The following is a 20,315-nucleotide window of genomic DNA, read 5'->3' as shown; positions in this document are numbered from 1 at the left end:
CGGAGGTCCGCGTGACGCTGGCCGATCTGCTGCGCATCGTCGACGACGACCCCGACGGCAGCCGGGACGACGATCCGTGGCCGCTCCTGCGGGAGCTGGCCGCGGCGGGCGCCCCTGCCACCGCGGCATCGGCCCGGACCGAGCTGGAACGCTACGTGCACGAGCGCAACGGGTACGGCCGGAACCTGATGGCCCACCTGCTGGCCCGGCTGTCCGGCGCCGACGTGCTCCCCCGCTTGCTGCGGCTCTACGCCGACGCGCTGCGCGACGGTGACGACGACGGCGAACAGTTGGGGATGGCGGTGGGCCTGGCCACCCGCGCGGACCCGCCCGCCTGCCGGGCGGTCGTCCTGCCGCTGCTCGACGACGGCGACCCGTACCTCCGGCGGGCCGCGTTGGAGACGCTCGGGCACATGTTCGAGGCGTCGGACCTGGAGCCGCTGCGCGCGGCGGCGGCCGACCCCGACCCGGAGATCCGGCGGACCGCGCTCGGCGCGCTGCCGGCGGTCCACCTCGACCCGCGGGCGTACGCGCTGGTCGTCACCGCGCTGCGGGACCCGGACGCCTGGGTCCGTGATCAGGCCGTGCTGCTGCTGGCCTGGTCCGCCCCGCCGGCGGTGGTGGACCACCTGGTCGAATTGACGGCGGACCCGGCCTGGCCGGTCCGGACCGTGCTGGGCGAGGCGATCGGCCGCCGCGCCGCGCACTCCGACCGCGTCCCGGTGGCGGCAGCCGCGCTGGGCGTGCTCCTCGACGACCCCGAGTCGTCGGTACGCGCCGGGGCGGTGCGCGGCCTCGGCCTGCTCGGCGTGCCACCGGACGCGCTGCGGTCCCGGGTCGACGATCCGGACTGGTGGGTGCGGGCGGCCGTCGCCGGCGTCCTCGCCGCCGCGCTGCCACGCTGGCCACCGGCCCGACCGCTGCTCGCCCACCTGAGCGAGGACAGCAACCCGACCGTACGGGCGACGGCGTCGGCGGCGCTCCGGAACTCCGAGCCGGCGTCCTGACGGCGGGGTGGCGCGTCGTTGGGGCGGGCGGCACCCAACTGACGACGGGCGGCTCATGTAAAGGACTCCGGTGCTTGATCAGCCCGGTGGTCCTGGGGTTGCATGAGCATCCCGGTTGGTCCGGTGAGTGGCGTTGAGTACGGCTCTGAGGGTTTCGCCTCGTCCGACTGATTGCCATCGCTGGTCTGGCCACGGATGCCCCGGATGAGGGAAGTGGGCCGGCCCTGTCGAGGCCGGGTCCGGTTGCAGCGCATGAGTGGGAGCCGTCGTCAGGGCGCTCTGCCTCCTTGGGACCGTGGCCGATAGAGACGTCTGCTTACTCGGGCTGCCGGAGTCGATGGTGACTGGTCAGCGGGAAGGGGTAGGGATGGTGCAGCGGCGGCTGGTAGGCGTTGATCTGGGTATCGCCTCGGCGCACACGGTCCGGGTTCTCGACGAGGCTGGCCGGCAGGTCTGTCGGCGACGGTGTGAACCGAGCGTGGAGAGTCTGTCGGCGATCGAGCAGGCGGCGTTGGCGGGGGCGGCGGACGGGACCCGGTTGGAGGTGGTGATCGAGCCGACCGGCCCGGCGTGGCTGCCGGTGGCGGTGTTCTTCGTCTCGCGGGGACACACGGTGTTCCGGGTGTCCTCGGCGAAGGCAGCAGACCTGCGCCGGTTCCTGTCCCGGCATGCCAAGTCCAACGGCATCGACGCCGACACCCTGGCTCGGCTGCCGCTGGTCGATCCGAACGGGGTCCAGCCGCTGCGATTGCCCACGGCGCAGCAGGCGGCGTTGGACCGGCGGGTGCGGGCGTGTGACCGGCTGACGCAGGCCGCCTCGGAGCACAAGGTACGGATCAAGGACCTGGTCCGGCAATTGATGCCGCTGACCCCGTTGACCGGGGACCTGGGCAGGGCCGACATGGCGGTGCTATCCCGGTGGGCCGACCCGCGGGCCCTGCTCAAAGCCGGAACCGCCCGGCTGAACGCAGTGATCGTCAAGGCGTCGAACAACCATCAGGGAACCGCCCGCGCACAGCAGTGGATCACCGCGGCCCGCGCCGCGGTTGACCTCTACGGCGATCACCCCGCGGTGGCGTTCGCCGACCTGGCCGCCGAAGTCGCCACCGAAGTGCGTTTGCTCGCCGCGATCGACACGGAGTTGGCCGCACACGCCGCCATGCGCGAGGACGCCTACCGGTGGGCCGACCCAGGCCAACTCGCCCGCAGCCTGCCCGGCCTGGCAACCGTCGGCGGCCCGATCCTGGCCACAGTCATCGGCGACGCCGACCGGTTTCCCTCCGGCGCGCACTTCAAGTCCTACCTCGGCCTCGCCCCCCGCGCGTCGGAAACCGGCAACACCGACCGCAAGGGTCAACCGATGTCCAAGGCCGGGTCCCGGCTGGCCCGCGCCGCGTTGATCCGCGCCGCCGACCACGCCCGCAAACAAGACCCCCAACTGGCGAAGGTCTACTACACGCAGATGGTCGAACGCGGCGCCGAACACCTCAAAGCCCTCTGCGTGGTCGCCAGCCGCCTCGCCGAACGCGCCTGGACCGTCATGCACCGCCGGATGCCCTATGTCATCTGCGACACCGACGGCACACCGGTCACCCCATACGAGGCGAAAACGATCATCGCCGAGCAGTGGACCGTCCCCGCCGACGTCCGCGCCCGCCGACGCAGCACCAAACCCACCAGCCCGAAGGCGGGGAAGGCCCCTCAACGAGTCCTCACGGGACATGTCAGGTCAGACGCGCGAAGCGCCGACAAACGAGGCGACCTTCCCCACCAACGATCGTCCAACCAGCCCACCCACAAGGTCAAGCAACCGGCACCTTGACAGCCGATCCCCGATAGGGAATCAGCCGGCGGCGACCGCCGCGACGGCGGCGTGCGGCCGGCGGGTGGCGTCGCCGGGCCGGTGCAGGCGCTCCACCTCGGTGAAGCCGGCCCGGGCCAGCCGCTCGGCGAACGCGTCGACCGGCCAGCGGTAGGCGGTGACGACCTTGTGGTCGAACGCGGCGACCTCCTCGCCGACGAAGATCCCGAGCACCACGGTCGCGCCCGGCGCGGCCACCCGGCGGAATTCGGCGAGCACCCGGTCCAGGTCGGGCGGGGGCAGGTGGATCACCGAACCCCAGGCCAGGATGCCGGCGACCGACTGGTCGGCGACCGGGAGATCCGTCATCGACCCGAGCAGGTAGCGACCGGTCGGATGGGCGGCCCGGGCGTGGGCGATGAACTCCGCGACGATGTCGACTCCGGTCGCGTCGGCGCCGTGGGCGCGGAGGAAGTCGGTGAGGTGGCCGGGCCCGCAGCCCAGGTCGAGCACCGGGCCGGGCCGGCCGGTCAGGTGCCGCCGGAGGAACGCGAGGTCGTCGGCGTGCACCTGGCCACTCGTGCCGAACAACGCGATGTAGCGGTCCGCCATGGCCGCGTACGCCCGGCGGACCTGTTCGGTCGTCATGCGCCGACCCTACGGGCCGGGCCGGGCCGGGACGTCGGCGCCGACCCGGCGGAGTGCGGCGTTCCCACCACGCGCCGCCCCACGCGCCTGTTTCAAGGAAAGAGTGGCCTTCGGGGCCCAGTTAGCCACTATTTCCGTGAAATAAGGCGCCGGGGCGGGCGCGGCGTGCACCCAGCGGTGTTCCTTGCGCAGCAACGCGTCGGCGGCCGCGGTCGCCCAGGGAAGCCGGACGGCCAGGTCGTCACCGAGCCGCCACAACTGGTTGTCCCATCCCCGCGCACCCGGCCGGAGCGGTCGATCGGCGAGATCGGGATGCTGGTCGTGGAGCAGTTCCCGGACCAGGTCGGCGGTGATCTCGTGTGTCATACCGAGGGGTTAGCCTTCCGTCATGCCGGGCATCGAGCTGGAAGAGTTGGTCGTCGCGGACGCCGAGGCGCTGCGGGCGTGGTTGTCGGCCCACCATGCCACCTCACCCGGCGTCTGGCTCGCCCTGACCCGCAAGGGCGGCACGGTCACCACGCTGACCTGGCAGCAGGCCGTCGACGAGGCGCTGTGCTTCGGCTGGATCGACGGGCAGGCCCGCAAGCGCGACCAGGAGAGCTCCTGGATCCGGTTCACCCCGCGCCGGCCCCGCAGCTCCTGGTCCCGACGCAACGTCGAGCACGTGGCCCGGCTGGAGGCGGCGGGGCGGATGCGACCCTCGGGCCGGGCGGCGGTGGAGGCCGCGAAGGCGGACGGGCGCTGGGCCGCCGCCTACGCCCCGCCCTCGGAGGCCGAGGTGCCGGCCGACCTGCTCGCCGCCGTCGCCGCCGACCCGGCCGCCCAGGCCATGTTCGACGTCCTCACCAGCACCAACCGGTTCGCGCTCATCCACCGGCTCAACGCGGTCAAACGGGCCGAGACCCGGGAGCGGAAGATCCGCGAGTTCGTCGCCATGCTGGCCCGCCACGAGACGCCCCATCCGCAGAAGGCGAAACCTCCGACCACCGGGTGATCCGGCGGTCGACGTGTCAGCCCGCCCGCGGGGCCACGTCGTCGACTCCGGCTCCGGCGAGCTGCTGGGCGAGCCGGGCGTAGCTGTCGCCGCCGTGGCCGGCCGCGACCGCCTGTTCGATGATGCGGTGGACGGCCTCCAGCGGGGCGGCGTCGATTCCGTGCACGGCGGCGGCGGCCCGCACGTGCGTCAGCGCGGAGGCCGCCGACGCGACACTGGAGACGTCGGCCGGAAACTGCCCGGCGGCAAGCTGAGCGGCGAACCGGTCGGTGAGATCGGGCAGCAGCCCGCCGATCCCCTTGGCGAAGCGGGCGAATGCGGCCGGTGCGATGCCCTCGGCGACGGCCAGGGCGAAGGCGTGCGCAAGCCCACCGACGGACATGGCGAACAGGTCGAGCAGCGCCGTCTCGTACGCCGCCGCGCCGCCGACGTCGTCGCCGAGGTGGATGCCGGTGCCGCCGAACGCGTCCAGCAGAGCTCGGTGCCGCTGGTAGAGCGCGTGCCGTCCGCTGTAGAGGATCGTCGCGGCGGGTGTGCCGATCGTGGGCGCCGGGGTCAGGATGGCGCCGTCCAGGTAGTCGACGCCACGCCGTGCGGCGAGGTCGGCCATGGCGCGGGCTTCTGCGGCGTGCCCGCTGCTCAGGTTGACCAGCGTGCCTGCGGGCCGGTCGGTGAGGTCGGACGTGCTCGCGCGGACCGCGGCATAGTCGATCATGCAGGCGATCGTGACCGGGGCCGCCCGTACCGCGTCGCCCACCGAGGGCGCGAGCACGGCTCCCCGCGCCACGAGCGGGTCGGCCCGGCCCGGCGTACGGTTCCACACCACCGTCGGGTGCCCGGCGGCGAGCGCGGCGGTGGCGAGTGCCCGGCCCATCGGGCCGAGGCCCAGGACGGCGACGGTGGACCGCTGGTCGATGGGGATGTCATGGTCTGTCACAGCAGCGACGGTAAACCTTCACGTTGACGTGAAGGTCAAGTCCTGTTTGGCTCCGGACATGCGGATCAGTGAACTGGCCCGGCAGACCGGCACCACCCCCCGCGCCCTGCGCTACTACGAGGAACAGGGGCTGCTGCGGCCCGACCGGCACGCGAGCGGGTACCGGGACTACGACGAACAGGCCGTACGCGTCGTGGGGCACATCCAACTGCTGCTCTCCGCCGGCCTGGGCACCACCGCCATCGCCGAGATCCTGCCCTGCATCCCCGACGACCGGACGGTGCTGGCGCCCACCTGCCCCGAACTTCTCGATGCCCTGGCCGAGGAACGCCACCGCCTCACCGGGTCCATCGAGAAGCTCACGACGGCACGCGCCATCCTGGACCGCATCATCCAGGGCGCCCCCGACCGTCACTGACCGCGGTCCGGACCCGATCCGGACACGCGGCAGCCCGTCACGACGTCGCGTCGCGTTCCAGGGCCGCCTTCATCTCCGTGATCCCCCGCTCCACCCGCGGCCGCACCACGTCCGCCATGTGGTGCGGCAGGACGTCGGTCAGCCAGACGAGCCGGCTGCGGCGGCCCTCGTCGAGCACCTGGAACGCCGCGTGGTGGTAGGTCAACGGCAGGCGCTGCCCCTCGACCACCGCGTACGCCATCCGGCGCAGGTCGTGATCGACGCCCAGGATGAGTTCCCGGATCTGATGTCCGTCCGGCATGGTCAGGATTCGGACGTCACCGTCGAGCCGGGCGTCGGCGACCCGGCCGGGCAGCAGTCGCCGGTGCACCGCGCCGACATCCGCGACAGCGTCCCAGACCTGCCGGGCGGGCGCGTCGACGACGGCTTCGACACGGACCATGGCCATGACGGGCGTTCCCCTCGCGTCGCTGAGGCAGGCAGGGACGCAGCCTACCGACCCCGACCCGCCGCGTTGGCCGGACTACCCGCGCCGCCCGCCGAACTGCCAGTTGTGCACCTCGATCCCGGCGTACCGGCTCGGGGTCAGGACGGCGCGGGCCGCGCCGGGCTCCGCGGCCCGGACCACCGCAGCGGTGCCCAACCACCGGGTTCCGTCGTCGGACAGCAGCGGCCCGTACGCGACCAGCTCGTCCGGACGGTCCGGTACGGTCAGGTCGCCCGCCGGCCCGGCGCCCAGGCCCAGCACCAGGTACCGGTTGCCGCCGGCGCTGCCGCCCGGAAAGTCCCACATCGTGCGCCCGAGCGTGTTGCGCCAGCGGCGCAGCAGCACGTCGCGGTATGCGCCGGCCTGATAATTCGGCTCGTCGAAGGCGAAGGCGCGGGCGGCGGCGGGACCGGCCACGTCGACGATGTGCAGGCTCCCGGTTGGCGTGACGCCGTCGTCGGCCAGTGTCGGCCCACGCGCGATCATCGCGTCCGCGTACCGGTCCATGTAGGACCAGTGCTCATCCCGCAGCTCCTCCCGAAGGGCGGCGGAACCGGGGCGGTCGCGGTGGTAACACAGGAACTCCATGCGCCACAGTCTCGACCGGCGTCGAGCCGTGAGCCAACCGGGACGCCACCCGGCTACGGATGGCGCCCCGGGCACTGGATGGAGGCGGGGGCAGCCGGCTCAGGCGTCAGCGGCGACCGCCAGGTTGAACCGGTCGAGCGCCTCCTTCTTCTCGGGCGGGAGGTCGTCGATGTTGATCGGCTCGGCGGCGTTCGTGTCGCCGTGCAGGTTGTCACCCGCCACCAGGGCCTTGACGATGGCATCCGCCTCGTCGGTCGTGAAACCCGCGTCGGTCAGGATGTGTGTGGGAAGTTCAGCCATGCGTCGGCAGTACCCCGGCTCCGCCTCTTGTACCCGCTCCGCGCAGTTTCCCGTTACCGCCATTGGTTTCCTGGTCACTCGAACAACCGGCCGACGAGGGCACCCTGGCCGGACTGCAGGACGTGCGCCGCCCGCAACGGGATCCAGAAGCACTCGAACCGGGTGGGCTCCCGCTCACCGTCGTGGTCCTCCCGGCTCGCCCACCGCTCGGGCGTCGCCTCGTGCAGTGCCAGCTCGAAGACGTGCCGACGCTGGATCTCGAAGCGAAGCGGGCTGATGTCGTACTCGATCACTCCCAGCTCGCGCACGACGGTGAAGGCCCGCAGCCCGGTCTCCTCGCGGGCCTCCCGGAGCGCGGCGTCCGCCGGGTCCTCCCCCGCGCGGACGCTGCCGCCCGGCACCTGGAGACCCACCTCCTCGTAGCTGAAATCGGTGTGCCGGAAGACGAGCAACCGCCCCGCCCGCACCACGTAGCAGAGCGCCTTGGTGACCATCACCTTCTCGGGCATGGTGCCGGCCTCCTCCCGTCCGCCCTCGGCCGTTCGTTGCGCAGGTGCCCCAGCTTGTGCTGGCGCACCTGCTCGCCCCACACCGCCTGGTCGTAGTCGGGATCCGGCGGGATCCACCGGTGCGACCCGTCGCTGTAGTGGAACTTCTCGTCCCCCGCCCGCAGCACGCTCACCGCAGCCAGCCCAGGAACCGCCGGTGCAACGCCCCCGCCGGCGCCCAACTCAGATCCGCCGTCGCGCGCACCAACTGCGCCCCCAGATACATCGCCAACGAGACCGACGCGCCCTCGTACTCGGCCCGCAGCTCCCGCCGCCGCTCCGCGCACGGCCACGGCGCGTCGCACCCACCGCACATCCAGATTGGCAGCACCGGCCCGTGCGCGCTCACCCCAGCGCCGCCTTCCACCAGGGGTACGGAGTCAACAGCGCCCGCCACGCCCGACGCCCCGCAACGTTCACCGGTCCTCCTGCGCTGGCCAGTGACCACGACTGATCGGTATCCGGTGGCAGTTCCGGCACGGCAGTTCTCCGCCACAACGGCACAACCATCTCCACTTCCGCCATGACCAGGTCGGCCGATGGCGACGAACGAGTCCCAGTGCCACCGCGAGCAGGTAACTCTCGTAGGGCAAGAGGCGGCGCACGGAGCGCTCGGCGTTCCCGACCGTGCGAGTGCTGCAATCCGGGGCCAGCGGGAAGCGCTGGGGGTGATCCGATCGGGCCAGAGCGAGGAGCCGCCGCCTGGCGGCCTCCCACTCGGCGGCCTGGATCTCCTGACCCCTGTCACCTCCGGCTTGGCCCCTCCGACCACCCATGGCCACCTCCGTCTGCTGGGGCGCGGCGACCATTCCTCAGAGGTTGTGGTGACGCCGCACCCGGCCCGAGCGAAGCATCCGCATCGCCTGAGACAGACGTTAAGAGCTGACCGTGTTCGGGGAATTACACCTGGTTATAGCGCCACGGTGATGCCGAGCCGTCCAGCCAGCAGACGAAGTTCGTCGGGGATGGCCCGACGCTTGGCCCGCTGCGCCATCGCGAGGACGGCATCCTGGGCGAGCGGGTTGAGCGAGAACGGCACCGGCGCGGCCTGCTCGGCGCGGATGAAGGCCGCAAGCGCTTCGGCGTCCCGGCGACCGGAATCGGCCAACGCACGACCGAGGTCGAGCCAGTACGACATCTGCCGGATCGACGCCGCCAGGACCTGGGGCCGCACGGTTCGGGACAGCTCGATGACACGGCCCGGCTCTCCCGACTCGCCCGCGATGGACATCTCCCACAGCGCCACGTTGGTCGGCCCGAATCCGCAGCCGTTGAATCCCATGCCGTCCTCGGGATCCCCCAGGGTGGCGGCCTCCCGAGCCGCCTCGGTCACGTGGTCACGGGCGACGTCCAGTCGACCGCTGACCGTCGAGGCCAGTGCCGCCGACAGGTGTAGCTGGCCGAGCATTTGCCGGACCCGCTCGTCAGCGGCGGCGGACTGGAGTTCCGCCAGCGAGCGATCAGCCGCCCGGGCCGCCAGCGACGCCGACTCGATGGGCAGACTCTGCGCGTACGCGAAGCGGGACGCGCCCAGCCACGCCGCCTCCTCGACGTCCTCGGCGGCTGACACGGCGACCCGCGCCGCGTTCAACGCCAGATGCCGATACCCGAGATGCCGTAGGCACGCCGACGCCTGGTACGCCACCTGAACGAGTTCCGGCCCTCCTCGCGCGGCAGCCTCCACCAGCAAACCCGGCAGCAACTGGGCCATGGCTGGAAAGTTCGAACGGTGCCGGAACTGGTCGCTACGCGCTATGCCGGCAGTCAACTCCTCCGGACTGCGGGTTGACAACCGCCGCGCGCCGTCCTCAATCTCGATGAGCGCCGACCAGATCGCCGGCACGCACTCGGCTGCGCGCTCACGGGCCGGATCGCCGGTCTCGGTGCCCTGACCGAGAAGATCCGCAACCGTCACCTGCAACGCGGCTGCGACGGCGACCAGCGTGGATCGTCGGTCGATCGTCTTGCGCCCGGACTCGACCTGCGAGATGTATGGCTGACTGACCCCGGCAAGCCCGGCGAGGACGGCCTGACTCATCCCGCCACGGCGCATCCGCCAGTAGCGGATCCGGGCTCCGATCGTGTCGGCCTTCCTGGCCACGTGTCGCCTGCCTCCCGGATGAGGGGCTGAGATCTGGCAGCTATTCAGCCTACCAATTGAGCGACTTCCCCGAGATATCCGCATCGTCTGACCGCGCAGACAGCCTCACGCGGGCACACCGACAACGTCGATGAGGTGGCGCCTGTTTGGGGAGCGGCACCGGTAGAAGGCTCTCCTCGCAAGCGATATGACATCAAGTCATAAGTATGACAGGAGGGTATATCGCTCTCCACCCCAAGTCCTCGGGGGAGCGTCACGCAGTGTGACGCCACAACGGGCATCCGGGCCGGCACCATACCGCCGGCGGATCAGAACCAACTCTCCCGCATGTCCAGTGTGGTGCGGTCCAGGCTCTCCAGCAGGTCGAACTGGGCCGCCACCTTCGGCAGCTCCCACCGGTAGAAGTACCGCGCCGCCGCCCGCTTCCCGGCGAAGAAATCCCCCTCCGGCGACCCCAGCGCCTCCACCGCCAGCACCTGCTCCAGCCACATCCAGGCGATCACCACGTGCCCGACCGCCTCCAGATAGACCGAGGCGTTCGCCAGCGCCAGCTCCGGATCGCCCGTCGCCCAGAGCCGCCGGGTCACCACCGCGATCCGGTCCAGCGCCGTCCCGAGCCGCCCGGCCATCTCGGCGGCCGGCCCGTCCGCCTTCCAGGCCCGGTTCACCGTGGCGCGCATGGTCTCCAGCAGCAGTTCCAGCGCCGCGCCGTCGCGCATGGTGACCTTGCGGCCGAGCAGGTCGAGCGCCTGGATGCCGTGGGTGCCCTCGTGGATGGCGTTGAGCCGGTTGTCCCGCCAGTGCTGCTCGACGTCGTAGTCGCGGGTGTAGCCGTACCCGCCGTGCACCTGGATGGCCAGGTCGTTGGCGGCCAGGCACCACTGGGACGGCCAACTCTTGGCGATCGGGGTGAGCAGTTCCAGCAGCAGGTGCGCCCGCTCCCGGTCCGCTCCCTCGGGCGCGGTCCTCTCCTCGTCGAGCAGCCGTCCGCAGTAGAGGACCAGCGCGAGCGCGCCCTCCACGTAGCTCTTCTGGGCCAGCAGCATCCGGCGTACGTCGGCGTGGGCGACGATCGGCACCTGCGGCGCGGTGGGGTCCTTGTCGGCGACCGGCCGGCCCTGCGGCCGTTGCCGGGCGTACGCGACGGACTTCAGGTAGCCGGTGTAGCCGAGCGCGGTGGCACCGGCCCCGATGCCGATACGCGCCTCGTTCATCATGTGGAACATCAGCGCCAGCCCTCGGTGCGGCTGCCCGACCAGGTAGCCGACCGCGCCGGCCCGTCCGTACGGGCGGTGCACGCCCTCGCCGAAGTTGAGCAGCGTGTTGGTGGTGCCCCGGTAGCCGAGCTTGTGGTTGAGCCCGACCAGCACCACGTCGTTGCGCGGGCCGAGCGAGCCGTCCTCGTCGAGCAGCACCTTCGGCACGATGAACAGGGACAGGCCCTTCACGCCGGGCGGCCCGCCGGGGATGCGGGCGAGCACCAGGTGGACGATGTTCTCGGCGAGTTCGTGGTCCCCGGCGGAGATCCACATCTTGGTGCCGGTGAGCCGGTAGGTGCCGTCGTCCTGCGGCTCGGCGCGGGTGGTGAGGTCGGCCAGCGAGCTGCCGGCCTGCGGCTCGGACAGACACATGGTGCCGAAGAACCGGCCCTCCACCATCGGCCGGACCCAGGTGTCGACCTGTTCCGGACCGGCGTGGGCGAGCAGCAGGTTGGCGTTGCCGAGTGTGAGGAACGGGTACGCCGAGGTGCCCACGTTGGCGGCCTGGAACCAGGCGAACGCGGCGGCGGCCACCGCGTGCGGGAGTTGCATGCCGCCCACCGACTCGTCCAGGGTGGCGGCGAACAGCCCGGTCCCGGCGAACGCGTCCAGCGCGGCCTTGACCTGGGGAATCGTACGCACGTGCCCACCCTCGACGGTGGGTTCGGCGGTGTCGACGGCGCGGTTGTGCGGGGCGAACCGTTCGGCGGCGACCCGCGCGGCGAGGTCGAGCACCGCGTCGAACGTCTCCCGGGAGTGCTCGGCGTAGCGGGGCCGCTCGGTCAGCCGGGACACGTCCAGCCAGTCATACAGCAGGAACGCCAGGTCGCGGCGGGACAGCAGCAGGTCGGACGAGGACACGAGCGACTCCTTCCGGTCAGCCGCGGCGCAGCCCGGCGACGGCCTCCCGCAGGTCATCCTGGCCGATCGGGGCCGGCCGCGCACCCTCCACCGCCTCGCGTCGCGGCGCCCGCCGAGTACGGGATGGGTCCTGGAAGCGTCGCGCCAGCCTGCCGTCAGCAGGCTCCGCGAGTCTCTGGGCACCGCCCGGTCGAAGGAACCGGGCCGGTCCTCGGACCCTCGGCGATTGGATCATCACTGGTGAAGAACCCCTCCTGCACGGCAGCGGCCCTCTGCGTCACCGCCGCCCTGACCACATCCGCGCTACTGGGTGCGTCGCCCGCCCTGGGCGCGGAGTCGGGACCGGACCTGCCACCGGCCCTCGCTCCGCTGACCGCCCAGTACCAGACGGCCGCGTGCGATCCCGCCGGTCCCACCACGAGCGACGGGACGCTCGCCACCCAACTGAACTCGCGGCTGAACTCGGACATGCGGGGTTACCTGACGGCGTACCGCGTGTCCTGCGCGCGGGAGGTGGTCGAGGCGGTGCGGGCCCGGGGGTTGGCGTCGCGCGCGGCGGTCATCGCGATCACCACCGTGATCGTCGAGACCCACCTGCAGAACATCAGCGAGGAGGTGGACCACACCAGCCTCGGCCTGTTCCAGCAGCAGGAGTGGTGGGGCACCCGGGCCGAGCGGCTCAACCCGGCCTCGGCCACGAACGCCTTCCTCGACGCGATGGTGCGGAAGTATCCCAACGGCAGTTGGGCCAGCGCCCCGATCGGCGAGGTCTGCCAGGCGGTGCAGGTGTCGGCCTACCCGGACCGCTACCAGGTCCAGGCGCCGGACGCGCAGATCATCGTCGATGCGCTCTGGGACGCCGCCGGCCCTCGCACCGAGGACGTGCCGATCTCGGGTGACTGGAACGGCGACGGCATCGACACCATCGGCGTCTTCCGACCCAGCAACTCCACCTTCTACCTCCGCGACACCAACAGCGGCGACGCCACCCGCATCTTCAAATTCGGCCACGGCCCCTCCGGCGACATCCCCATCGCCGGCGACTGGAACAACGACGGCAAAGACTCCGTCGGCGTCTTCCGCCCCACCACCTCCACCTGGTACCTCACCAACGGCACCACCACCGCAACCAACACCACCGACCACGAATTCATCTTCGGACACGGCCCCTCCGGCGACCAACCCGTCGCCGGCGACTGGAACAACAACGGCTACGACTCCGTCGGCGTCTTCCGCCCCACCACCTCCACCTGGTACCTCACCAACGGCACCACCACCGCAACCAACGACACCAACTACGAATTCAAATTCGGACACGGCCCCTCCGGCGACCAACCCATCGCCGGCGACTGGAACAACAACGGCTACGACTCCGTCGGCGTCTTCCGCCCCACCACCTCCACCTGGTACCTCACCAACGGCACCACCACCGCAACCAACACCACCGACCACGAATTCATCTTCGGACACGGCCCCTCCGGCGACATCGCCGTACCCGGCCAATGGAACACCAACACCAACACCACCCCCGGCGTCCGCCGCCCCAGCAACAACACCGTCTACCTCCGCAACACCAACAGCGGCGGCCCCGTCGACACCCAATTCATCTACGGCATCTGACCACCACACCCACCACGGCGGGACCCGGACACCACCGGATCCCGCCGTGGCGGCAGTGGGGTCAAGCGCGCCTCGATCGCGCCGCACTCGCGCTCCCGGTCCGGAAGGAACGTCGTCCCGAGCAGGTCCCGGACAGCCGCGCAGTGCTGCCGGGCCGTCTCCGGCTCACCCTGGCGGATCGCCACCTTCGCCCGCACGATGAGGGCATCGCTGTGCAGTGCCCGGTAGGCGTTGCGGGAGGCGATGAGGACGGCATCCCCCGCGGTCCGGTCGGCCTCCTCGGCGGCGCCCTCGAGCAGGGCGGCCTCAGCGAGGCCGATGGCCGCCTGGCACTCGAAGTACCGGAAGCCCCGGTTCCGGCTGATCGACAGGCTCTCGGTGAACCGGGCACGGGCGTCATCGACAGCCCGGCTTCCCAACAGCGCGAAGCCCAGCGTGTTGAGGGTGGCCGCCTCGGCCCGCAGGTTGCGCAGTTTCCGGGCCAGCCGCAACGCCTCGGCGGCGTTGCGCACGGCCGACACCCACTCGTGCAACTGTCGGTCGAGCTGGCTCAGCTCATCGAGCACCGATAGTTCACGCAGTGTCGACCCGGTACGACGGTAGTGGTCGAGTGCGGTCTCGAAGTGGGCGCGTGCGGGCTCGAAGTCTTCCATCTGTCGCAGGACCATCGCCAGGTTGTGCCGGTTGGCCATCGCCGACGGATGGCGCGCCGACCTCTCGTTCAACTGCTGAGCCGCCGTCAGGTAACCGGCCGCCTCGGCGAGCTGCCCCCGTTCGTGGCACAGGGTGCCCAGGTCGTTCAGGGTCACCGCCCGAACGTGGTGGAACTCGGGCCCGTCCCCCAGGGTCAGTGCCCGCTGGTAGAGCTCCTGCGCCTCGTCCGGATGGCCCAACTCGGCCTGCACGAGCCCGAGGTTGTGCGACAGGTACGCCTCGCCGACGAGCCAGCCGCTGACGCGGGCGGCCTCGATACCCCGGCGGTAGGCATCGGCGGCCAGGTGGTGCTTCCCGGCCGCCCAGTGCGCCTGCCCGATGGTCTGGTGCATGGCGGCCTGAGCCAGCATGTTGCCCGCGGCCTCCGCGGCGGCGAGCCCGGCGGACCCGGTCGCGAGCCAGGCGAGCACGTCTCCCGAGACGAAGAAGTAGCCGCGGAGCTGGTCGGCCAGTTGCCAGGACCGTGCGCCGTGTCCGTCAGCCGCGGCGGCCTCGACCGCGGCGAAGAGGTTCGCCGCCTCCTGGCTGAGCCATCCCGTCGCGGCGTCGAGGTCGGGAAACGGGTGCCCGGTCGGGTCGACATCGATCGGCAGCCGCACCATGTCGGCATAGAGCAGGTCCATCGCCGATGCGGTTCGCGTCAGGTACCAGGTGTAGAGCCGGCCCAGGGCTGCGGCGCGGTCGACGGGCGTCTCGCGGGTCTCGCCGGCTCGCAGCGCGTAGAGGCGCAGCAGGTCGTGGTACCGGTAGCGGCCCGTACCGCCGGACTGGAGCAGATTCTCCGCGACAAGGTGCTCCAGCGCCGTCCGCACACCGCGCGGCTCCGCGCCGATCAGCGCGGCGACCGCCGTGGCCGAGAAGTCCTCACCGGGGATCAGCGCGGCGGCGTGGAAGACCTCGGCAGCCGCCGCCGGCAGGGCGCGGCAGCTGATGGCGAAGCTGCTCGTCACGGTACGGTCACCGAGGCTGAGTCGGGCGAGCCGCAGCCGCTCGTCGGTCAGGCCCTGGAGGACCTCGGCGACCGTGCTCCCCGATCCGCCCGACAACCGGCCCGCCATCAGCCGCACCGCGATCGGCAGTCGGCCGCACGCGTCGACCAGGGCCTCGGCGTCCCCGCGCTCGGTGTGGACCCGGGCCGCACCGAGCTTGACCCGCAGCAGGTCCAGCGCCTCGTCCGACGTGAACACCGGCAGGAGCGTCGTGGTGGCGCCGTCCAACTCCGCACACTGGTTACGGCTGGTGACCAGGACCGCGCTTCCACCCGGACCCGGCAGCAGCAGGCGGATCTGGGCGGCGTTGTGCGCGTTGTCGAGCACGATCAGCACCCGTCGGCCGGCGAGCACGCTGCGATAGAGCGCGGCGGCCTCGTCCTCGTCACCGGGGATGGCACGCGCCTCGACCCCGAGGGCCTTCAGCAGTCGGGCGAGCCCGTACGCGACCGCGACCGGCCGGTCGTCGCCACCGCGGAGGTCGATGTGGAGCTGCCCGTCCGGGAAGTCCCGCCGGAGCCCCCAGGCCGCCTTCAGCGCGAGGCTGGTCTTGCCGACGCCGGCCATGCCGGAGATGACGCGGACGACGGGTGAGCCGTGCTCCGGATAGCGGAACGCGCGTTCGATCTCGCGCAGCTCCCGAGCGCGTCCGCAGAAGTCCACCGGCGGCGCCGGCACCTGCTGCGGCGTGACGGCACCACGGATGTCCACCGGCGTACCCGCGCTCCGATCCCCCGGGCCGCGGATCACCGCCTGCCGCGCCTCGATCAATTCGCGGCCGGGGTCGACGCCCAGCTCTTCGGCGAGCCGCTGGCGGACGCTCTCGAAGACTTCGATCGCGGCGGCCTGCTGACCCGAGGCGGCGAGCGCGACGACCAACCGCGCGTGCAACGATTCGTGCCACGGAAACCGCCCCGCCAGCCGGCGCAGAAGCGGGAGGACCTGCCGCTGCCGGTGCACCACCTCCCCGAGCGCCGCCAGGCGCACGGCCGCCTCCACGCGCTCCTCGGCCAGCGCGGTGATCAACGGATCACCGGCGAGTTCCGGCACGTCCTGGGCGGCGTCGTCGCCGCGCCACATGTCCAACGCGTCGAGGAGCAGCTCGAAGGCGCGCCCGGCGGGCAGGGCCGGCGCGCCCGCGTCGAGAAGACGGGACCGATAGGCCACCAGGTCGAGTTTCTCGGCATCGGCCCGCAGTTGGTACCCGCCCGATCCCAGGATCACCGACGAGGGCCCGTCCGGGTGCGGTGCCGGCTCCAGCAGGCGACGGATCCGACTGATGTGGGTCTGCACCACGTTCGTCGCCGACGTCGGCGGCGTGTCCCCCCACAGAAGATGGATCAGCTCCGCGCGGCTCACCGGGCGGCCGGGGGTCAGCGCGAGGCGGGCCAACACGACACGGTGCCGTCCGGTCCGGAGATCGGTGGGCTGACCGCTCCGGGTGACCAGCAGCGGCCCCAGCACAGAGATCCGGGCCGGACCGGTCGCCTCCGGTCGCTCCCGCTGCGGCGGCCGGGCGAGCTGTGTCATCCGCACGCGGTCCTCGTGGTGAAGGCCCAGAGCGTCCGCGAGCGCCTGCAGGGAACGTCCTCGTGGCCTCCCGCTACGCCCCTGTTCGAGGTCACGAACCACACCGACGCTGACCCCGGCCCGGTCCGCGAGATCGGCCTGGGTCAGGCCGCGGCCGACCCGGGCTCGTCGGAGAAGCTCGCTGAGGCCGCCATTCCCCCCGTCGTCCATCGTCGACTCCCCCGTACGCATGATCGTCAACCCGTAGGGCCGCCCCGCGGCGCCCCCGGCGGCTGGCTCATCGACGGGTAGCCGGCGATCGATGCCCGCCGGCGGTGTGACGATCCGACTCCTACCTCTGTCCGGAAGATCGTAGTACGAGTTTCACTACAGGATCTGTCCCTCCAGTCAGGCGTCAGGAGCGCTCCTCACACTCTGGGGCAAGGCGAGGCGGCAAGCACGCCGGAACAGACGAGGAGAACATCTTGCACTCATACGCTCGACGAAGTGGCTGGTGGGCCCGCCGGTCGATGGTGCCGGTGGCGGTGCTGGCCGCGGCCCTGGCCGCGACGCCGACTGTGGCGTCCGCGACGCCGGGCACCTCGGCGGTGGACCCGGCCGGGCTGGTGGTCACCGCGGTCCCGGGTGATCCGGCCCTGCCCGAGTACCCGGGCCTGACGCCGCGGGTGGGAGCGGCCGCCGCGGTGGGCACCACGCCGACACCCTGCGGCGACAACGGTTCCGACAAGGACATGCAGCGATCGGACGCGGTCAAGCGGGCACGCAGCTGGCTGAGCGTGGGTGGTGTCCCCTACAGCCAGAGCCGCTGCTACGAGAACCAGTACGGCGACTACCGCACCGACTGTTCGGGGTTCGTGGCGATGGCGTGGGGCCTCGGCGGCTCGGGAAGCGCGTTCTGGACCGGAAACCTGGACAGCAGGTCACACACGATCGCGCGTGCTGACCTCGCCCCGGGCGACGCGCTGCTCCGGCACACCGGGGATCCCAGCGAGAACCACGTCGCGCTGTTCGTGAAGTGGAGCGACTCCGCGCACACCGCTCCGGTGGTGATCGAGCAGACGGGCAGCTCGGACACGATCGAGCGGACCTGGTCGTCCAGCTACGCCGGGCTCTACACCCCGGTCCGCTACGACAACATCCTCGAGGACGTCTCCCCGGAGGACGTGCCGATCTCGGGTGACTGGAACGGCGACGGCATCGACACCATCGGCGTCTTCCGACCCAGCAACTCCACCTTCTACCTCCGCGACACCAACAGCGGCGACGCCACCCGCATCTTCAAATTCGGCCACGGCCCCTCCGGCGACATCCCCATCGCCGGCGACTGGAACAACGACGGCAAAGACTCCGTCGGCGTCTTCCGCCCCACCACCTCCACCTGGTACCTCACCAACGGCACCACCACCGCAACCAACACCACCGACCACGAATTCATCTTCGGACACGGCCCCTCCGGCGACCAACCCGTCGCCGGCGACTGGAACAACAACGGCTACGACTCCGTCGGCGTCTTCCGCCCCACCACCTCCACCTGGTACCTCACCAACGGCACCACCACCGCAACCAACGACACCAACTACGAATTCAAATTCGGACACGGCCCCTCCGGCGACCAACCCATCGCCGGCGACTGGAACAACAACGGCTACGACTCCGTCGGCGTCTTCCGCCCCACCACCTCCACCTGGTACCTCACCAACGGCACCACCACCGCAACCAACACCACCGACCACGAATTCATCTTCGGACACGGCCCCTCCGGCGACATCGCCGTACCCGGCCAATGGAACACCAACACCAACACCACCCCCGGCGTCCGCCGCCCCAGCAACAACACCGTCTACCTCCGCAACACCAACAGCGGCGGCCCCGTCGACACCCAATTCATCTACGGCATCTGACCACCACACCCACCACGGCGGGACCCGGACACCACCGGATCCCGCCGTGGCGGCGCGCCCGGTCCTGGTCCCGCGGCGGTCGGTCGGAAGCGGGGCCACGGTCAGCCGCGGCGCAGCCCGGCGACGGCCTCCCGCAGGTCGTCCTGGCCGATCGGGGCCGGCGGCGCACCCTCCGCGGCCTCCCGCAGCGCCTTGGCGAGTTGCACCCGACGCAGCACCTCGCGCAGGTCCGCGCCGGTGAGCCCGGCCGTGTCGGCGGCCAGCGCGGCCGGGTCGAGGTCGTCGGCGAACATCCGGAAGCCGGGCCGCTCGTGCCGGTCGATCAACTCGCGGATCATCTTGGTGAGGATCTCCGCGCGGCCGGTGTCGTCCGGCGCCGGAATGGCGATCTTCAGGTCGAAGCGGCCGGAGCGGATCAACGAGGCGTCGACGCGCTGCGGGAAGTTGGTGGTGGCCACCACGATGACGTCCGGATTCTCCTCGAACAGCGTGTTCATCTCCTGCTTGAAGATGCCGGCGACGGCGTTGACCGCCTGGCTGGCCGCGTCGCCGCCGGCGCCCGCGTAGCTGATGATCGAGTCGAACTCGTCGAAGAGCATCACGGTGGGCCGGCGGTAGCGGCGGGCGTCGCGGAAGATGCGCTTGATGTTGCGCTCGGAGCCGCCGAGGTACTTGTCCAGGATCTCCGGCGTGCGGATCTCCACGAAGTCCGCGCCGACCTCGTTGGCGAGCGCCCGGGCCAGCATGGTCTTGCCGGTGCCCGGCGGGCCGTACATCAGGATGCCCTGCGGCCGGCGCGCGCCCCAGCGGGCCATCGCGGCCGGGTGCCGGAACGACACCGCCACCTCGCGGAACCGGGCGACCACCTCGGCCAGGCCGCCGACCTGGTCGAGCGTCACCGTCTCGCTGCGCGGCGCGGCCACCGTCGCGCCGCGCGGCGCCGCGACCGGTCGCCGCCCCACCCGGTACGTCCGCCCGCGCAGCACCGTCGGCTCCAGGGTGTCCCCGGTCAGTTCACGGACGGCCTGGAGCAGCACGCCGAGCACCACGCGCAGGTGCTCCGGTCCCACCTCGGCGCTGGGCACGTCGACGCGGATGCGTACGGTGCCGTTGTCCTGCTCGACGCGGGGACGCACGCCGGCTTCCTCGGCGGCGCGCAGCACGGCCCGGCCGGCCGGGTCGCGCGGCGGCGTGGCCAGCGCGGTGCCGGCCGGTCGCAGCCCCAGGCGGCGGGTCGCCTCCGCGGCGGCCCGGCCCACCGCGGCGGCCGGGCCGTCGACGGCGCGGGCGGCGAACCGCTCGGCGAGCAGCAGGCCGACCGGGCCGGCCAGGCCGAGGGCGAGCAGGCCGGCCGGGGCGGCCTCCACCCGCAGGTACGCCTCGAAGCGGTGCACCGGCCGCCCGTCGACGGTGTCGGCGCGCACGGTGCAGCGGACCTCCCGCACCGGGGCGGGGAAGTCGGTCCCGGCCAGCAGTTCCACCGGCCCGTTCTGGGCGGCGGCCAGCAGCCCGGCCGGGTCGGCGATGCGCACCTCGGCGCCCAGCAGCGGCACCGACTCCTCGTCCGGCCGCACGTCGTACCCGGTCATGGGGCCTCTTCCCTCGCGGCGAT

18 protein-coding genes and 2 pseudogenes are annotated in these 20,315 nt (G+C 71.8%); 6 read left to right on the top strand and 14 right to left on the bottom strand.

Features of this window, described 5'->3' with window-relative positions:
• The first annotated feature begins 11 nt into the window (after positions 1 to 11).
• Positions 12 to 1,007 carry a HEAT repeat domain-containing protein gene (locus OG767_RS14575; protein WP_405093891.1) on the top strand — a complete coding sequence of 332 codons (996 nt, stop codon included), beginning with the start codon at positions 12 to 14 and terminating at the stop codon, positions 1,005 to 1,007.
• Between the two features lie 367 nt (positions 1,008 to 1,374).
• Positions 1,375 to 2,829, top strand: coding sequence for an IS110 family transposase (locus OG767_RS14570; RefSeq protein WP_405093890.1), 1,455 nt, complete (start codon positions 1,375 to 1,377; stop codon positions 2,827 to 2,829).
• Between the two features lie 21 nt (positions 2,830 to 2,850).
• On the opposite strand, the gene OG767_RS14565 is transcribed toward OG767_RS14570, so the two are convergent.
• Complete coding sequence (locus OG767_RS14565) at positions 2,851 to 3,456, bottom strand: class I SAM-dependent DNA methyltransferase (RefSeq protein ID WP_405093889.1); 606 nt, start codon at positions 3,454 to 3,456, stop codon at positions 2,851 to 2,853.
• Between the two features lie 144 nt (positions 3,457 to 3,600).
• Positions 3,601 to 3,822 (bottom strand): annotated as a pseudogene (locus OG767_RS14560) (aminoglycoside phosphotransferase); the annotation flags it as partial.
• Positions 3,823 to 3,844: 22 nt separating this feature from the next.
• Between OG767_RS14560 and OG767_RS14555 the strand changes: the two are divergent.
• On the top strand, positions 3,845 to 4,450 hold the full coding sequence (locus OG767_RS14555; RefSeq protein ID WP_405093888.1) for a YdeI family protein: 606 nt from the start codon (positions 3,845 to 3,847) through the stop codon (positions 4,448 to 4,450).
• Positions 4,451 to 4,466: 16 nt separating this feature from the next.
• Here the strand turns inward: OG767_RS14555 and OG767_RS14550 are convergent, their stop codons facing one another.
• On the bottom strand, positions 4,467 to 5,387 hold the full coding sequence (locus OG767_RS14550) for an NAD(P)-dependent oxidoreductase (RefSeq protein WP_405093887.1): 921 nt from the start codon (positions 5,385 to 5,387) through the stop codon (positions 4,467 to 4,469).
• Positions 5,388 to 5,445: 58 nt separating this feature from the next.
• Between OG767_RS14550 and OG767_RS14545 the strand changes: the two genes are divergently transcribed.
• Positions 5,446 to 5,805 (top strand): MerR family transcriptional regulator, encoded by a 360-nt coding sequence (locus OG767_RS14545; protein WP_405093886.1) that lies wholly within the window; start codon positions 5,446 to 5,448, stop codon positions 5,803 to 5,805.
• Between the two features lie 37 nt (positions 5,806 to 5,842).
• On the opposite strand, the gene OG767_RS14540 is transcribed toward OG767_RS14545, so the two are convergent.
• From OG767_RS14540 to OG767_RS14505, 8 genes are all read right to left on the bottom strand, one after another.
• The gene (locus tag OG767_RS14540; protein ID WP_405093885.1) at positions 5,843 to 6,253 is read right to left on the bottom strand and encodes an SRPBCC family protein; all 411 of its coding nucleotides are present in this window, start codon (positions 6,251 to 6,253) and stop codon (positions 5,843 to 5,845) included.
• 75 nt (positions 6,254 to 6,328) lie between these two features.
• Positions 6,329 to 6,880 (bottom strand): YciI family protein, encoded by a 552-nt coding sequence (locus OG767_RS14535; protein WP_405093884.1) that lies wholly within the window; start codon positions 6,878 to 6,880, stop codon positions 6,329 to 6,331.
• 99 nt (positions 6,881 to 6,979) lie between these two features.
• Positions 6,980 to 7,180, bottom strand: a complete 201-nt coding sequence (locus OG767_RS14530) for a hypothetical protein (protein ID WP_405093883.1) — start codon at positions 7,178 to 7,180, stop codon at positions 6,980 to 6,982.
• Between the two features lie 74 nt (positions 7,181 to 7,254).
• Positions 7,255 to 7,689, bottom strand: coding sequence for an NUDIX domain-containing protein (locus OG767_RS14525; protein WP_405093882.1), 435 nt, complete (start codon positions 7,687 to 7,689; stop codon positions 7,255 to 7,257).
• Positions 7,674 to 7,862, bottom strand: a complete 189-nt coding sequence (locus OG767_RS14520; protein WP_405093881.1) for a hypothetical protein — start codon at positions 7,860 to 7,862, stop codon at positions 7,674 to 7,676. The genes OG767_RS14525 and OG767_RS14520 overlap by 16 nt, the downstream gene beginning before the upstream one ends.
• Positions 7,859 to 8,077, bottom strand: a complete 219-nt coding sequence (locus OG767_RS14515; protein ID WP_405093880.1) for a hypothetical protein — start codon at positions 8,075 to 8,077, stop codon at positions 7,859 to 7,861. The genes OG767_RS14520 and OG767_RS14515 overlap by 4 nt, the downstream gene beginning before the upstream one ends.
• 561 nt (positions 8,078 to 8,638) lie before the next feature.
• The gene (locus OG767_RS14510) at positions 8,639 to 9,829 is read right to left on the bottom strand and encodes a helix-turn-helix domain-containing protein (RefSeq protein ID WP_405093879.1); all 1,191 of its coding nucleotides are present in this window, start codon (positions 9,827 to 9,829) and stop codon (positions 8,639 to 8,641) included.
• 308 nt (positions 9,830 to 10,137) lie between these two features.
• Positions 10,138 to 11,949: an acyl-CoA dehydrogenase gene (locus OG767_RS14505; protein WP_405093878.1), complete on the bottom strand. Its 1,812-nt coding sequence runs from the start codon at positions 11,947 to 11,949 to the stop codon at positions 10,138 to 10,140.
• A 240-nt stretch (positions 11,950 to 12,189) separates the two neighbouring features.
• Here OG767_RS14505 and OG767_RS14500 point away from each other — a divergent pair, with 240 nt between their 5' ends.
• Positions 12,190 to 13,569, top strand: a complete 1,380-nt coding sequence (locus tag OG767_RS14500) for a hypothetical protein (RefSeq protein WP_405093877.1) — start codon at positions 12,190 to 12,192, stop codon at positions 13,567 to 13,569.
• Here the strand turns inward: OG767_RS14500 and OG767_RS14495 are convergent.
• Both OG767_RS14495 and OG767_RS14490 read right to left on the bottom strand, forming a co-directional pair.
• Complete coding sequence (locus OG767_RS14495; RefSeq protein WP_405094220.1) at positions 13,557 to 16,802, bottom strand: BTAD domain-containing putative transcriptional regulator; 3,246 nt, start codon at positions 16,800 to 16,802, stop codon at positions 13,557 to 13,559. The genes OG767_RS14500 and OG767_RS14495 overlap by 13 nt on opposite strands.
• A 15-nt stretch (positions 16,803 to 16,817) precedes the next feature.
• Positions 16,818 to 17,012: pseudogene (locus tag OG767_RS14490) on the bottom strand (helix-turn-helix domain-containing protein); the annotation flags it as partial.
• Between the two features lie 254 nt (positions 17,013 to 17,266).
• On the opposite strand from OG767_RS14490, the gene OG767_RS14485 reads away from it, so the two are divergent.
• Positions 17,267 to 18,703, top strand: a complete 1,437-nt coding sequence (locus tag OG767_RS14485; protein ID WP_405093876.1) for a hypothetical protein — start codon at positions 17,267 to 17,269, stop codon at positions 18,701 to 18,703.
• A gap of 101 nt (positions 18,704 to 18,804) precedes the next feature.
• Here OG767_RS14485 and OG767_RS14480 read toward each other — a convergent pair whose 3' ends face one another.
• Positions 18,805 to 20,292 (bottom strand): ATP-binding protein, encoded by a 1,488-nt coding sequence (locus OG767_RS14480; protein WP_405093875.1) that lies wholly within the window; start codon positions 20,290 to 20,292, stop codon positions 18,805 to 18,807.
• Positions 20,293 to 20,315: the final 23 nt, after the last annotated feature.

Source organism: Micromonospora sp. NBC_01392 (assembly GCF_045040125.1).
Lineage (GTDB): Bacteria > Actinomycetota > Actinomycetes > Mycobacteriales > Micromonosporaceae > Micromonospora.
The sequence above is the reverse complement of the archived record's forward strand: the minus strand, read 5'-3'. Positions and strand labels throughout refer to the sequence as shown.